Genomic DNA, 14,393 nt, shown 5'->3' on the forward strand with positions numbered 1-14,393 from the left:
ATCAGGCTAGCAGACCACCCGGCGCTTCAAAAAATGGCGTCGAAACCGAAGGTATGGCGGCAAATTTCAACAGCCTGTTAACGCAGCGCGTCCCTTTGACCGACTTGTTAGCCAACGTAGCCCGGATGTAATGAAATGGAATCCGGGGAATGAAGGACATCAAATCCCGGATTGCGCTTTGCTTCATCCAGGCTACTGTCGGCCGATATAAATCAAAAAGTCTGATGGGCCGAGCGCGACCGGCCGTTTTTGACCTTATAACATTAGCCGGGTCAAACGACGATATTCAAGACTAGCGCGGCGAAAATACCTGCCGCGACGTCGTCCAACATGATGCCGACGCCGCCGCCGACATGCCGGTCCAGCCACCTGATCGGCCACGGTTTGACAATGTCGAAGAATCTGAACAAGACGAATCCGGTCAGCAGGTTTTGCCATGAAAACGGCAACCAACACATCGTAATCAGAAAGCCTGCGATTTCGTCCCAGACGATACCGCCGTAATCGTGGACGCCGAGTTTTTTCGCGGCCGCATCGCAGATCGCGATACCGGCTAAAATGCTGATTGCGGTCGCGGCCAGATAAATCCAATCGTTAGTCAGCCGCAAGCCCATATACAAGGGTATTGCCGCGACAGTCCCCAAGGTGCCCGGCATTTTCTTCGCCAAACCGGAACCGAACCCGAATGCCAACAATAACACAGGATCTCTGACGATTTGCGCTGCGCTTAAACGGTTATCGCCGTAATGTTTTCTAAGAAAAATGCTCATAGCCCCTGGCCTCGACTCGAAGGATTTGCCCGTCGCGCCGGATCCGCAAGCCCGGCTCGGCTTCTATGACGCCGACACAAGGGCTCTCTGCCGGTACTTTGTCGGCTAGCCTCTCAGGCACGGTAAAACACAGTTCGTAATCGTCGCCGGCGGTCAGCGGCATTTGCCAATCGCCGGTTTGGTCGATGTAATCCCGCACTGGCGTCGACAACGGTAATCGATCCCAATCCAGACAGGCACCAACTTGGCTTTGGTCCAAAATATGGCCTAAATCCGAGGCCAAACCGTCGGAAACATCGATACAGGCATTGGCGATACCGCGTAGCGCGATACCTTCTTGCACGCGCGGAAACGGTCGATTGAAACTGTGTAACGGCGGTCCGGCGTCGGCGCAGCGGTAACCTTGTTTGATTTTCAAGCCCAGGCCGGCATTGCCAAGTTGGCCGGTAACAAAAATCAGGTCACCGACGCGAGCGCCCGAACGCAATAATGCGCTACCCTGCGGCACCGCGCCCATGGCCTGAACCGACATGGTCAAGGGTCCCGACGTGGTGTCTCCACCGATCAAGTCGACGTTATGCCGTTGAGCCAGAGCGATGAAACCGCCGGCAAAGGCTTGCAACCACTCTTCATCGACCTTGGGCAATGTCAAAGCCAAAGTCACTGCGAACGGCTCGGCCCCCATGGCCGCCAAATCGCTCAAGTTGACCGCGAGCAGCTTATGGCCCAAAGATTCCGGGTCGGCACCGGCAAAAAAATGCACGTTTTCCACCATGGTGTCGGTGGTTACGGCCAGTTGAAACCCGCTCGGCAAATTCAATAAGGCGCAATCATCGCCAATGCCAAGCTGCGTAAAAGGATGTCGCGGCGCTTGAATCGCAAAGTAGCGTTTTATTAAATCAAACTCGGCCAAGGCCATGATCGGCTACTTGGCTCGTTTGGCGGCGATTTCAACGGCGCGATGCTTCTGCGAAACCTTATCCAAAATACCGTTGATATATTTGTGACTGCCCTCCGCGCCGAAGTCTTTGGCCAAATTGACGCCTTCATTGATGATGACTTTGTAAGGCGTTTCCAGCCTGTTTATCAATTCATATACGCCTATACGTAAAATCGCCCGCTCGACCGGGTCGATCTTCTCGACCGGTCTGTCGACGAACTCCGTCAATGCGGCGTCGATGGCGTCAAGCTGTTTCGGCACCCCATGAAAAAGTTCGCTGAAATAGCTTTTTTGCGCCCCTTTCAAATGTTGTTCTTCCAGAAAATACGTTTCGATGCGGGTCAGGCTTTCGCCGCTCATCTGCCATTGGTAAAGCGCCTGAACCGCGCATTTGCGGGCATTGGTTTTCGCTTGACTCATTAATTGCCCATCGTTCTGAACAAACTGACCACTTCGATAGCCGACAAAGCGGCTTCCGCCCCTTTGTTGCCTGCTTTGGTGCCGGCACGCTCAATGGCTTGTTCGATGCTATCGACTGTCAACACGCCGAAGCTCACCGGAATATCGTATTGCAATCCGACTTGCGCGATGCCTTTCACGCATTCGCCGGCCACATATTCGAAATGCGGCGTGCCGCCGCGGATCACGGCTCCCAAGGCAATGATCGCATCGTATTTCTTGGCGGCGGCGACTCGCTTTACCACGACGGGCATCTCGAATGCACCCGGCACTTTGACCAAGGTGATGTCGTTTTTATCGGCTCCGTGACGGACGAGCGCATCGATCGCGCCGTTTTCCAGTTGTTCGACGATGAAGCTGTTAAAACGTGAGGAGACAATGCAAAATTTGCCTCCTTGCGCGGATAGCGCACCTTCCAGGATATTGACTGCTGTCATAAGTTACCTTCGTAATAATTGCTAAAAATGCGTAAAAACCAATGATGCTTTCGGCGGAGTTTTATTTCGCGCTATCGATATGCTCGACGATTTCCAAATCGAAACCCGACAAACCGATGTATTTTTTCTGCGCGCCCATGACCTTCAAACGATGCACCCCCAAGTCCGATAAAATCCTCGATCCGGTACCGGTAGTGCGCCAATCCGAATCGGCGCTGAGATCTTTGGCGGTCTTGACGCCGTGATCTTGCATCTGATAGGTATGAATCAGCTCCACTAACGATTTGTTGTCTTCTTTCTGCCGAATAATGACCAAAACGCCGCAACCGGCTTCGGCAATTTTTCGCAAGGCCTCTCTGACCGGCAGACTACAATCGCTGCGCTTGGAGAAAAACAAATCGTCGACCAGATTACGCGCGTGAACCCGCACTAAAACGGGCTTATCGCCGGCTACATCGCCCATCACCAGCGCCAGATGCACATTGTCGTCGTTGTGATCTTGATAGGCGTACAGCTTAAATTCGCCAAATTCGGTCGGGTAGGTGCATTCGGCGATGCGTTCCAGCGTGTTTTCGTGCTTGATGCGGTAATGAATCAAATCGGCAATGGTGCCGATTTTAAGGCCGTGCTGCTCGGCCAGCTTTTCCAAGTCCGGACGCCTGGCCATGGTGCCGTCGTCATTCAGAATCTCGACGATCACCGCGGCGGGTTCGACGCCCGCCAGCCGAGCCAGATCGCAGCCGGCTTCGGTATGGCCCGCCCGGTTCAATACGCCGCCGGCCTGCGCCATGATCGGAAATATGTGGCCGGGTTGCACCAGATCGGTGGGTTGAGCCTCTTTTGCGACCGCCTTCTGTACGGTCAGCGCCCGGTCGGCTGCGGAAATCCCGGTCGTGACGCCTTCGGCCGCTTCGATCGAAACCGTGAAATTGGTGGTGTAAGGAGTCTGGTTGTCGCTGACCATCAGCGGCAGGCGCAATTGCTGGCAACGCTCGCGGGTCAATGTCAAACAAATCAAGCCGCGGCCGTATTTGGTCATGAAATTGATGTCCTCCGGCCGGACGAAGGCCGCCGCCATCAGCAAATCGCCTTCGTTTTCTCTGTCCTCATCATCCATGATGATAACCATTTTGCCTTGGCGCAGGTCTTCGATAATCTCTTCTATGCTATTCATTATTTAATAAAGCCGGCATTTTGTAATAAAGCCTCGGTGACGCCACCTTGGCATTGTGCAGCGGCTTCGCCCTGCATCAATCTTTCCATATAGCGTGCCAACAAATCGACTTCCAAATTCACTTCCGTACCTGCTTCCGTTTCACCCAATGTGGTTTCCTGCAAGGTATGCGGCACGATGTTGACCGAGAAATAGGCACCGTCGACGGTGTTGACGGTCAGGCTGACGCCATTGATGCAAATCGAGCCTTTTTCGGCAATATATTTGGCTAAGGCGTCCGGCGCTTTGAACTTAAAACGAATCGAACGCCCGTCCGCATGTTTTTCCACCACCTTGCCAATGCCGTCTACGTGGCCGCTCACGATATGCCCGCCTAAACGGCTGGTCGGCATCAGCGCTAGTTCCAAATTGACTTTGGTTCCGGCACGGGCCAATTTCAAGGTGGTCCGAGATAAGGTTTCATTGGAAACGTCGGCGCAGAAATAATGGTCGCCCAATTCGACGGCGGTCAAGCAAACCCCGTTGACGGCAATGCTGTCGCCCAGCGCGCAATCGGATAACGATAATTTGCCGGTGTTGATCTTCAACCGGCAGTCGCCGCCGCGCGGCTGAATGGCGGCAACATCGCCTATCGCCAAAATAATGCCAGTAAACATCGATTCCCTCGTAAACTTAACGAGACAAAGTCAAGCGCAAATCGGGCCCAACTTGTCTAAACTTGTTGATATGAAAGTTCTTTTTGTCAGCCATGCTTTGCAATTCGGGAAACTGAAACAAACCGCGGGCCTGGTCGCCCAATACGCAAGGCGCAATATAAATCAGCCACTCGTCGACCAGATTCGTTTCAAGCAAAGCGCCGTTCAAACCGGCACCGGCTTCGACCCAGACGTTATTGATTTGCAACTTGGCCAGCAGCTCAAAGGCTTGTCGCAGATCGACGCGGCCCTCATATGCATCGACTCGAAAAACCTTAGCGCCGGCGTCTTCCAGACGTTGGCGTTTGGCCGGATCGTGACTGGCCGTAATCACCCAAGTCTCGCCGGGCAATTGCAGCATTTTGGCATTCAACGGCATTCTTAATGCGGAGTCCAGTACCACACGGACAGGCTGTTCGACCTCAAAATCCACTCGTGCATTCAACGACGGATCATCGGCCAGCACCGTATCGACGCCGGTCACAATCGCGCCGCTCTCCGCCCGAAAAAATTGGACATCCTCGCGGGCCTTGGCCGAAGTGATCCATTGACTTCGGCCGTTGGCCAATGCGGTACGCCCGTCTAAGCTCATGGCCAATTTACTGCGCACGTACGGCAAGCCGATTGTCATGCGCTTAACAAAGCCGCGATTGAGTTCTTCGGCATCTTGTTGCAACAGCCCGCAGCTTACTCGAATGCCGGCATCAGCCATTCTTTTCAGGCCGTCGCCGGCCACTAAAGGGTTGGGATCCTGCATCGCCGCCACCACCCGCGCAATACCGGCCGCGATCAAAGCATCGCTGCACGGTCCGGTACGGCCATGATGGCTACAGGGCTCCAATGTCACGTAAGCGGTGGCGCCTTTGGCTTGACCGGGATCAAGCAACTTTGCCAGCGCATCGACCTCGGCGTGAGCTTGGCCTGCCCGATAGTGCCAACCTTCGGCAATGACTTTACCGTCTTTTACCAACACGCAACCGACACGCGGATTCGGATCGGTCGTATAAAGCCCTTTATTGGCCAGTTCCAGGGCTCTAGCCATAAAGCCGGCGTCGGACGACATCATGCGTTCTGTAACTTTTCGATCATCTCGGTAAACTCGCTAACATCTTGGAAGCTACGATAGACCGAGGCAAAACGCACGAACGCGACATGATCCAACGAACTGAGCTCTTTCATAACGAGTTCGCCGAGTTCGTTTGCATGAATCTCCCGTTCACCTTTTCCGACCATATTTTTCTTGATACGGTTAATCGCCGCTTCAACTTCATCGACTTTAACCGGCCGTTTTTCTAATGCCCGCTGCATGCCTGCGCGTAGCTTGGCTTCGTCAAAGGGCTCGCGCGCGCCATTGCGTTTAATGACGCGCGGCAAGCTCAACTCAACGACTTCGAAGGTAGTGAAACGCTCCTTGCAAACGAGGCATTCCCGGCGCCGCTTAACCTGATCGCCTTCGTCGACCAAGCGGGTGTCGATTACCCTCGTATCCTGTGCCGAGCAAAATGGACAACGCATACGCCAATCTCAAAAAACAAGCCGTTGAAAACGGAGCATTTTATTACAGTTTGGATTTTTAATGAAATCGCAGACTTGGCGCGGCCATCAGGCCGGCATAATCCCTTCCGCGACCGAACGTATATGAACATCGCGCTGAGGGAAAGGAATTTCTATGCCGTGACTCTGCAAATTGTTGTAAATCCGCTTGTACAATTCGTGGGTGGCGGCCATTCTATCGCCCAATTCGCGCACATGGGCGGTCACCCGGAAATCCAGCGAGCTTTCGCCGAAATTCAAAAAGGTGATCATAGGCTCCGGCTCCGGCAAAACCGCTTGCACCGAGGAAACCGTCTCCCGCAGTACTTTTTCGACTAAGTCGACGTCGCTGCCGTAAGCCACGCCCACCATCAACACCAAGCGGGTTGTGGTATCGGTCAAGGTCCAATTCACGAAGCGTTCGGTAATGAAGATTTTATTCGGCACGACTAGCTCTTTGCCGTCCCAATCCAGAATATGGGTGGCGCGCATTTGGATACGGCACACCCGGCCGGACACGTCGCCAACCGTCACGGTATCGCCGACCCGAACCGGTCTTTCGAATAACAAAATGATGCCCGAAACCATATTGGCAAAAATTTCCTGTAAACCGAAACCAAGCCCAACACCAAGCGCCGCGACCAGCCATTGCACTTGCGCCCAACTTCCGCCCAATTCATTGGCTATGGCCAAGAAAGCGATCGTCACCAACAGATAGCGCGCCAACTGAATTAAGGCATAGCGGCTACCCGCCGTCATCGCAAACCTTCCGGCCGACAAAAGATCGACCAAGGCCGGAAAGTTGCTGACGAATATAAAAGTCAAGCCTGCGTAAAAAACGCTAACAAACAAGTTAAACAATGTGATCGGCTCTAATACTTCTTTGCCGTCTACAGTCGCGAGATGTTGCCAAAGTTCGAAGCGCTCGAACACCGAAAAAGCCGGCAGGATATCGCTCCAAATCATCCACAAACCGGCGATCAAAATAACCGTAATCACCGTAATCAGTAATTTGTCGCTTTGTTGATTGATTTTGGAAATATCGAGTAATTCTTCTTCGGGCACGTAACCCCCCTCTACTCCGACGCCGCCACTCGCCTGCTCGGCCGCCTGTTTTCGCTTTTTGCGGGCATTTTCCAACGCGAGTTGCCGTTTGGTAATGGTTAACCAACGTATGACCAATGCATGGAATAAAGCGGTGACGAAGACCAATCTCAGCGTTACGACCAGCTTATTCTGCAATTCCAACGCGCTTTGGTAGTAACCCGCTGCCGAAAAACCAATGACCACCCATGGCGCCAGTACGGCCAATCCATACCAAACATAACGCAAACGACTAATCCAACTGCTCGAATAGAGATAAAAATTCTTACCCAGACCGATGTTGGGATGGGTCAAGCGATGCATGACGTAGGACATGATCAGCATCAACAGGATCTGAGCCGTCCTGCCCAGCGTTTGGCTGTGCACGCCGGTGATGTTGATGCCCGCCATGCCGACGATGAAGATGCAGGGTACGATGATCCAGCGGGACCATTTCAATTGTTGATAGATCAACCGCGGCGTACGCTGGTGCCAGTGAAAAAGAGACTCCGCCAAACCTTCCGGCTTAAACATGCGGTAAAAAAACTGCAACATGCCCAGCGACAAAGCCGCCGGTAACAGCCCCACGACAAACGCGCGGCTAAATCCGTCCGCACTCTTAGTCAGGCTCAATATCGAGGCAAGCCAGACCATCAATAGGGGTAGCGGCAACGATAGCATCAGGATATAAACCAAGCCGGTCAAGGTTTGATTAAAGCCGGACAGATACCGGTTGGCGCGCGTCGTCTGCAATAGAACGGACAAATTGTCTTTCAAGACTGTCTTAAAGCGTAACTCTAAGACTATGATTAACACCCCTACCAACAAGATCACCGGATAAGCCTCAATGCCCGCCTGTAAGCTATCCACAACCTGCAGCCAATTCGACGGCGAACAAAACCACTTGACGGAATTGGCAATATTAGACAGGTAGGCATGGGTTATCACCGGCGCATTCGGCACCCATAACAGGCGCTGATCCAAATAAGCGCCGAATTTTTCGGCGTTGCCCAGCATCTGTTGCAAACTGAAATCGACGTCGCCCAAAACTCTGGCGTATTCGGTATACGAAATCGATAAACGCCCGACCAAATCTTTCTGATCGTCCAACAACATGCGTAGCTCGGTGCGAACGCGTAAAGACTCGGCAGGACTACTATCGGCCGGCAACTCCGCCAATCGCAACGATAAGGCCTGATTTATGTCGGACAGTTGCTTTTTGGCGTCGTCAAGCTTGAACGTCTCCAAACTGGCTTCGGCAATCTTGTGTTGAATATCGTCGAACAGCTTGTTGTACTGTTTGCGCTGCGGTAGATTTCTATATTGCTCCAAAAGCAAATTGCCTAGCGCCGGACTTAAACCGGCTAAATCGATTTTCTGTTCGGCGCTTTGAAAATCCTTTTCAATTTGCTCGTTGCGCCCGTTCAGTTCATTCTTCTTCGCCAAATATTGTTCAATTTGCTTGTTGATGTCCTGCAGGGCGTTGTTATATTGCATATTCTGCTTGGTGGCTTCCCGTATTAACGGATGCTTGCCCTCGGCCTCTTTTTCCGCCTGTACCAATTCGGCTTGCTCTTTATCTATTTTCTGTTGGCGCCGTTCCAACAATAAGTTATCCAATTCGGCAATTTGTAAGGTCAAATCCTCTCGCTGCAAATTCAACAATTGCAGCTGATCTTTTTGCAATTGAAGCCGTATCGGATTGGTAATGTTTTCCAACTCCAAAGTCTTCTGCGTGCTATTCAGCAGTCGGGTACGCGTATCCAACAGGATTTGCCTAGCTTCGATTTCCTGCAGATTCCCGCCGTTTTCGCCGGCAAGCAACTGTTGTTCCTGTTGCGTGCTTAGTTGCTTGGCCTTGATTTGAGAAATTTTTTCCCGCACAAGTTTGGGACCGTTAGTCAATTCGAGGATTAAACGCTCGGCCCGCGCGACATCGGCGTCCAAATCGCTAAGCCGGGTTTTTTCTATGACTTGCCGCTGTTCGAGTTCATCGGTCGGAATGGAGAAAAACCTTTGCGTCTTCCTATCCTTTAGCTCGTTTTGAGCTTGAGCAATCTGTCTTTGCAGTTGCTTTGACTCCAATGGAATACTGCCGGACAAGCGTTTTAATTCTTCGGCCTTTTTATCTTGACGTTCAGATTCTTTGAGGTTATCAACGCTTTCCTGATAAGCGGCAACAATGCGCGCTTTTGCATCCTCCGAGATATTCTGCTTATCTTTGATCGTTTGAATACGCCGCTCGATATCGGCTACCGTAATGCTCTTTGGCGTCTTACTATGAACTGCGGCATAGCCCGGGTTAACAGTGAAGACCAGCATGACTAATGCGAAAGTAAAACCTAATTTAGAAAACTGGAATGGCATGAGTTGGAAAACGAAACTAAAAATCGAAATGAATGGGGAACGAGTATGAACCGGCAGGAAGGCGTCATCAAATATCGGTTAAAACATCAATATTGCATATTACCCATTGATTTCGAAATTAAATCAATCAATGCTTGGCGCACTATATTGTTCAAACTTCGACTAATCGGGCAAACACCTGAAAAGTATCAAGGTCTCGGTTATGGGAATTTGAGTTTGCGATTGAAGCCAAACGAAATGCCGTTTCTGATTTCCGGCACCCAAACCAGCCATCTTGATTGTCTAAGTATGCATGACTTTGCCATCGTCGATTCGGCCTCACCGACCGAAAATGTTATCCATTCCAGAGGAAAAAGCAAACCTTCATCCGAAGCGCTGACGCACGCCAGCGTCTATCTGCACAATCCGAACGCCAATGCGGTTATTCATGTACATTGTCCGGAGATTTGGCGCAACGCTGTCAAGCTCCGATTGCCGCACACCGACGCAGACGTTGCTTACGGCACTGTCGAAATGGCCGAGGCCGTCGAAAACCTTCTGACTTCGGAACACCTGGCAAAGACGCCCGTTTTCGCCATGCTGGGCCACGAAGACGGAATCGTTGCCTTTGGCGACAACCCCGCCAGCGCGGCAATCGCATTATTAACCGAGTTCGCCAATGCGATCGCTATTGAGCAAACCATCAAGGCTGGTTAGAATACCACTATCCATTAGAATTTATTAATTTAAACATGTCGGAAATCGTCATATATACCGGACGCTTTTGTCCTTACTGCACTATGGCCAAGCGGTTGCTCGACCGCAAAGGGGCCATGTACACGGAAATCGATGTAGACTCGGAACCGTCGCTCCGCGAGGAATTAATGCAGAGAACCAATCGCCGCACGATACCTCAAATATTCATCGGCGAACGCCATATCGGCGGTTTTGACGACTTACAAGCCATGGATATGAAAAAGGAACTCGACGCCTTATTACAAGCGTGATCGCATTAATCGATCGATAGAATTTGCAAACCCACTTTGATGCTTTCTTCGCTTTCGTTGATCCAAACAATCTTGCCCAGCGCAGCAAGCCCGAAGTCTTTGACTTGAACCTTTACCGGCGCATTGATTTTGATAGAAGGATGCGGCGCCGGCAATGCCACGGATAATCCGTTTTTTGAGCGGTTAATGCCTTCGACTTGCCACTTCTGATTGTCTACGGATAACTCAACCACAAACGACTCGGTTTTACGGTAATCGCGCCGCTTGATCCATAGTTTTTCGGCGTTATAGACCACCTCTTCAAATTCCAGACCCATCATAATTCGATTTTGGTCCTCGCGCACCCAAACCACATTCACTTCGCCGGACAGCATGAGTTCGTCGACAAAAATTTCCGCACATCTATTTTCAGCAAGAAACGCTTCGAAATCGGCAATAGTGCGCAATAATTGCCCGGGCAAAACTTCAATCATCACCCCCTTTACTGAAACGTCGTAGCAATTAATTTGCAAGATTTCGCCGCCCATGTTCAATTGGCCGACGGCACTGAAATTTTTTCGATACTCTTTTCTTTCTCGCAACATACTGAAAATCTCTTGAACATTCCCAAATGCATCAAAGATAGCTGATTTTTCATTCCCCGCTTCAAACCAAGTATCAATTGCGAACTGACGCGCAAGACTTTTAGCGAAAAAGTGATGTGAAACCCTATATATCGCTTAAAGCCCGTCGGCCAAATCCGCTTTAATGTCCTCTAAATTTTCCAGCCCGACCGATATTCTGACCAAACTGTCCTTAATGCCGGCTTCGGCTCGGGCGGCTTCGCTCAAGCGCCCGTGCGTGGTCGTCGCCGGATGGGTAATCGTAGTCTTTACATCGCCCAAATTAGCCGTGATCGACAACAGCCGGGTGGAATCGATCAAGCGCCAGGCCTGTTCTTTACCGCCGGTCAATTCAAAACTGACCACACCGCCGAAATGGCTTTGTTGCCGCTTGGCCAATTCATGCTGGGCATGGGAAACCAATCCGGGATAATGCACCTTCGCTACCGCGGGCTGCCGCTCCAGCCATTTGGCCAGCTCAAAAGCGCCGTCGCAATGCGCTTTCATGCGCACCGCCAGGGTTTCCAGCCCGGATAAAAACACCCAGGCATTAAACGGACTCATCGTCGCGCCGCCGGTACGCAAGTAAGGATAAATGTCATTGTCGATCAACGCTTGGCTGCCGATAACGGCACCGCCGACACAGCGGCCTTGGCCGTCGATGTACTTGGTTGTCGATTGCACGACCAAGTCAGCGCCCAAAGCCAGCGGCTGTTGCAAAACCGGCGTGCAAAATACGTTATCGACCACCAACAAACAGCCACGATCGTGCGCCAAATCGGCCAAAGCCCGGATGTCGGCAATCTCGATCAAGGGATTAGACGGCGTCTCCAAAAACAAAAACCGCGTATTGGGTTTGATAGCCGAGTCCCAAGCCGACAAATCGGTCAAATCGACGAAGTCGGTCGTCACGCCGAACTTACCGAAATAATTCTGAAAGGCCAGCACCGTGTTACCGAACACGCTGCGCGAGCAGACCACATGATCGCCGGCCTTCAGCAAAGCCATACCGACCGCCAAGATTGCAGCCATGCCGGACGAAAACGCCAAACAACGCTCACCCTTCTCCATCAGCGCCAAACGCTCCTGCAAGGCCGTGACGGTGGGATTGGTAAAGCGCGAATAAATATTGCCCGCTTGTTTGCCGGTAAAACGTAACGAAGCCTGTTCGGCCGACTCGAACACATAGCTAGAGGTCGCATAGATCGGCATGCTATGCTCGTCTTCGTGAGTGCGTTTATGTCCGGCTCGAATCGCCTGAGTTTCCAGGGCGGATTGCCGCCAGTCAAAGTTCGTCATGCTCTTATCCCTTAGTTATGCGCGATAGTGTTTGCGCCGGCATTGCGTTGTTCCTGGGCGCTATCGTTGCGTAAGGCTTGGACGCGTGCCAGATAATCATCGTCGATGTCGCCGGTCACATAATGTCTGCTAAAGCAAGAGGTGTCGAACTGCTTGATGTTCGGGTTGCCCTTGCCCACCGCATCGATCAGATCCTCAAGATCCTGATAAATCAGTTTGTCGGCACCGATGGCCTTGCACACCTCCTGCTCGGAACGTCCGTGCGCAATCAATTCGTTGGCGGCCGGCATGTCGATGCCGTAAACATTGGGATAGCGCACCGGCGGCGCCGCTGAAGCGAAATATACTTTATTGGCGCCGGCATCGCGTGCCATCTGAATGATCTGTTCCGAGGTAGTCCCGCGCACCACCGAGTCATCGACCAGCAATACGTTTTTGCCGCCGAATTCCAGCGATATCGCGTTCAACTTTTGTTTAACCGATTTCTTCCGCATTTTCTGGCCGGGCATGATAAAGGTGCGTCCGATGTAGCGGTTTTTCATAAAGCCTTCCCGAAACTTCACCCCCAACTCGTGAGCAATTTGCAGCGCGGCGGTGCGGCTGGTATCCGGAATCGGAATCACCACGTCGATATCGTGATTGGGCCACTCTTTCTGAATTTTTTTAGCAAGCTTTTTGCCCATGCGCATGCGGGCTTTGTATACCGAAATATTGTCGATAATCGAATCCGGACGCGCAAAGTAGACGTATTCGAATATACAAGGACTATGACTGGTCTTCTCGGCGCACTGCTTGATGTGCAATTTACCGCAAGATTCTATAAACACCGCCTCGCCCGGCGCGATGTCCCGGATCAAGCGAAAATCCAATACGTCTAATGCCACGCTTTCGGACGCGATCATATAATCCGTGTAGCCCTCTTCCGTTTTACGCTCGCCGAACACGATGGGACGAATGCCGTGCGGGTCGCGAAAACCGAGAACCCCGAAACCGGCTATCATCACAACCACGGCATAAGCGCCGCGGCAACGCTTATGCACGACGCTAACGGCTTTGAAGACGTCGTCGACGGTCAAGGTCAATTTACCGGTCTGCGCCAGTTCATGCGCAAACACGTTCAACAACACCTCGGAATCGGACTCCGTGTTGATATGGCGTTGATCGTCGACAAACACTTGAATTTTCAATTCATCGGTATTCGTTAAATTGCCGTTATGCGCCAATGTCAACCCGAACGGCGAATTCACGTAAAAGGGTTGCGCTTCCTCGGCGCTGGTGCAACCGGCGGTGGGGTAGCGCACATGGGCTATGCCCATATTGCCTTTCAGTTTCAGCATTTCTTCGTTGGAAAATACGTCGCGGGTCAAGCCGTTTTCCTTGCGCATATGCAGCCGGGAACCTTCGCAGGTTGCAATTCCGGCGGCATCCTGGCCGCGATGTTGTAATACGGTTAACGCATCATAGAGTTCCTGATTGACATTTTGATTGGAAACGATCGCGGCAATACCACACATAGCAAACCTAAATAACTAACGATAATGAATGTAGCCCATCAAAGTCGATGGGATATGACTTTTAAGCCAAACGGCAAGTGCTTGAAACGGAGGAATCAACAAGGATTGTTTCCACCAGGAATCCTCCGGTAGCGGCGTAACGCCGGCCAGCAACACAAGCACTGAAACCAATACGGCTCCTCTGACGATGCCGAACAGCATGCCTAATAAACGATCGGTACCGGTTAAGCCGGTTGATTCGATAAGGTAGTTCAATATGAAACTGACCAGGCTACCCAACAACAATGTCATGAAGAACAGGACAATAAAAGCCGTGACGATACGGGCGGACGGATAGTCGATATGATTTTGCAATAACACCGCAAAATCACGGCTGTATTGTAACCCCACGCCGATCGCAACGATCCAGGTCAACAATGCGAATGCTTCTTTGATAAAGCCCCGGAACAAACCGATGATAGCCGAAACCGACACCAAGCCAACGATGGCAAAATCGATCCATATCATGTTATCCAGCGCAAACGTGCCCGACAT

Annotated in this window: 15 protein-coding genes; 2 read left to right on the top strand and 13 right to left on the bottom strand. The window is 51.7% G+C overall.

The annotated features are described in order from the left end of the window. Nucleotides 1-272: 272 nt before the first annotated feature. The 9 genes from ACW73I_RS15260 to ACW73I_RS15300 form a co-directional block, all read right to left on the bottom strand. Nucleotides 273-770, bottom strand: coding sequence for a phosphatidylglycerophosphatase A family protein (locus ACW73I_RS15260; protein ID WP_458030277.1), 498 nt, complete (start codon nucleotides 768-770; stop codon nucleotides 273-275). Further along, the gene (gene thiL / locus ACW73I_RS15265) at nucleotides 754-1,689 is read right to left on the bottom strand and encodes a thiamine-phosphate kinase (protein ID WP_458030278.1); all 936 of its coding nucleotides are present in this window, start codon (nucleotides 1,687-1,689) and stop codon (nucleotides 754-756) included. Before thiL ends, ACW73I_RS15260 begins: the two co-directional genes overlap by 17 nt. 6 nt (nucleotides 1,690-1,695) lie before the next feature. Continuing rightward, nucleotides 1,696-2,130 carry a transcription antitermination factor NusB gene (nusB, locus tag ACW73I_RS15270; protein WP_458030279.1) on the bottom strand — a complete coding sequence of 145 codons (435 nt, stop codon included), beginning with the start codon at nucleotides 2,128-2,130 and terminating at the stop codon, nucleotides 1,696-1,698. Beyond that, entirely contained in the window at nucleotides 2,130-2,606 is a 477-nt protein-coding gene (gene ribH, locus ACW73I_RS15275) for a 6,7-dimethyl-8-ribityllumazine synthase (RefSeq protein ID WP_458030280.1), read from the bottom strand. Before ribH ends, nusB begins: the two co-directional genes overlap by 1 nt. Nucleotides 2,607-2,667: 61 nt before the next feature. Then, a complete protein-coding gene (ribBA, locus tag ACW73I_RS15280; protein ID WP_458030281.1) occupies nucleotides 2,668-3,780 on the bottom strand; it encodes a bifunctional 3,4-dihydroxy-2-butanone-4-phosphate synthase/GTP cyclohydrolase II in 1,113 nt (370 codons plus the stop codon). Continuing rightward, a complete protein-coding gene (locus ACW73I_RS15285) occupies nucleotides 3,780-4,436 on the bottom strand; it encodes a riboflavin synthase (RefSeq protein WP_458030282.1) in 657 nt (218 codons plus the stop codon). Before ACW73I_RS15285 ends, ribBA begins: the two co-directional genes overlap by 1 nt. Before the next feature lie 16 nt (nucleotides 4,437-4,452). Next, complete coding sequence (gene ribD / locus ACW73I_RS15290; protein ID WP_458030283.1) at nucleotides 4,453-5,541, bottom strand: bifunctional diaminohydroxyphosphoribosylaminopyrimidine deaminase/5-amino-6-(5-phosphoribosylamino)uracil reductase RibD; 1,089 nt, start codon at nucleotides 5,539-5,541, stop codon at nucleotides 4,453-4,455. Next, on the bottom strand, nucleotides 5,538-5,990 hold the full coding sequence (gene nrdR, locus ACW73I_RS15295; protein ID WP_458030284.1) for a transcriptional regulator NrdR: 453 nt from the start codon (nucleotides 5,988-5,990) through the stop codon (nucleotides 5,538-5,540). The genes ribD and nrdR overlap by 4 nt, the downstream gene beginning before the upstream one ends. A gap of 87 nt (nucleotides 5,991-6,077) precedes the next feature. Then, nucleotides 6,078-9,413, bottom strand: coding sequence for a mechanosensitive ion channel domain-containing protein (locus ACW73I_RS15300; protein WP_458030285.1), 3,336 nt, complete (start codon nucleotides 9,411-9,413; stop codon nucleotides 6,078-6,080). Between the two features lie 90 nt (nucleotides 9,414-9,503). Between ACW73I_RS15300 and ACW73I_RS15305 the strand changes: the two genes are divergently transcribed. Further along, a complete protein-coding gene (locus ACW73I_RS15305) occupies nucleotides 9,504-10,154 on the top strand; it encodes a class II aldolase/adducin family protein (protein WP_458030286.1) in 651 nt (216 codons plus the stop codon). Between the two features lie 35 nt (nucleotides 10,155-10,189). Next, the gene (grxC, locus tag ACW73I_RS15310) at nucleotides 10,190-10,444 is read left to right on the top strand and encodes a glutaredoxin 3 (protein WP_458030287.1); all 255 of its coding nucleotides are present in this window, start codon (nucleotides 10,190-10,192) and stop codon (nucleotides 10,442-10,444) included. 5 nt (nucleotides 10,445-10,449) lie between these two features. Here the strand turns inward: grxC and ACW73I_RS15315 are convergent, their stop codons facing one another. The 4 genes from ACW73I_RS15315 to ACW73I_RS15330 all read right to left on the bottom strand — a co-directional run bounded on the left by ACW73I_RS15315 (nucleotide 10,450) and on the right by ACW73I_RS15330 (nucleotide 14,393). After that, nucleotides 10,450-11,028 (bottom strand): PilZ domain-containing protein, encoded by a 579-nt coding sequence (locus ACW73I_RS15315; protein ID WP_458030288.1) that lies wholly within the window; start codon nucleotides 11,026-11,028, stop codon nucleotides 10,450-10,452. 135 nt (nucleotides 11,029-11,163) lie between these two features. Next, entirely contained in the window at nucleotides 11,164-12,345 is a 1,182-nt protein-coding gene (locus ACW73I_RS15320; protein ID WP_458030289.1) for an O-succinylhomoserine sulfhydrylase, read from the bottom strand. 11 nt (nucleotides 12,346-12,356) lie between these two features. Next, nucleotides 12,357-13,859 carry an amidophosphoribosyltransferase gene (purF, locus tag ACW73I_RS15325; protein ID WP_458030290.1) on the bottom strand — a complete coding sequence of 501 codons (1,503 nt, stop codon included), beginning with the start codon at nucleotides 13,857-13,859 and terminating at the stop codon, nucleotides 12,357-12,359. Between the two features lie 15 nt (nucleotides 13,860-13,874). Then, a complete protein-coding gene (locus tag ACW73I_RS15330) occupies nucleotides 13,875-14,393 on the bottom strand; it encodes a CvpA family protein (RefSeq protein ID WP_458030291.1) in 519 nt (172 codons plus the stop codon).

This window comes from Methylomonas sp. MgM2 (assembly GCF_054172045.1).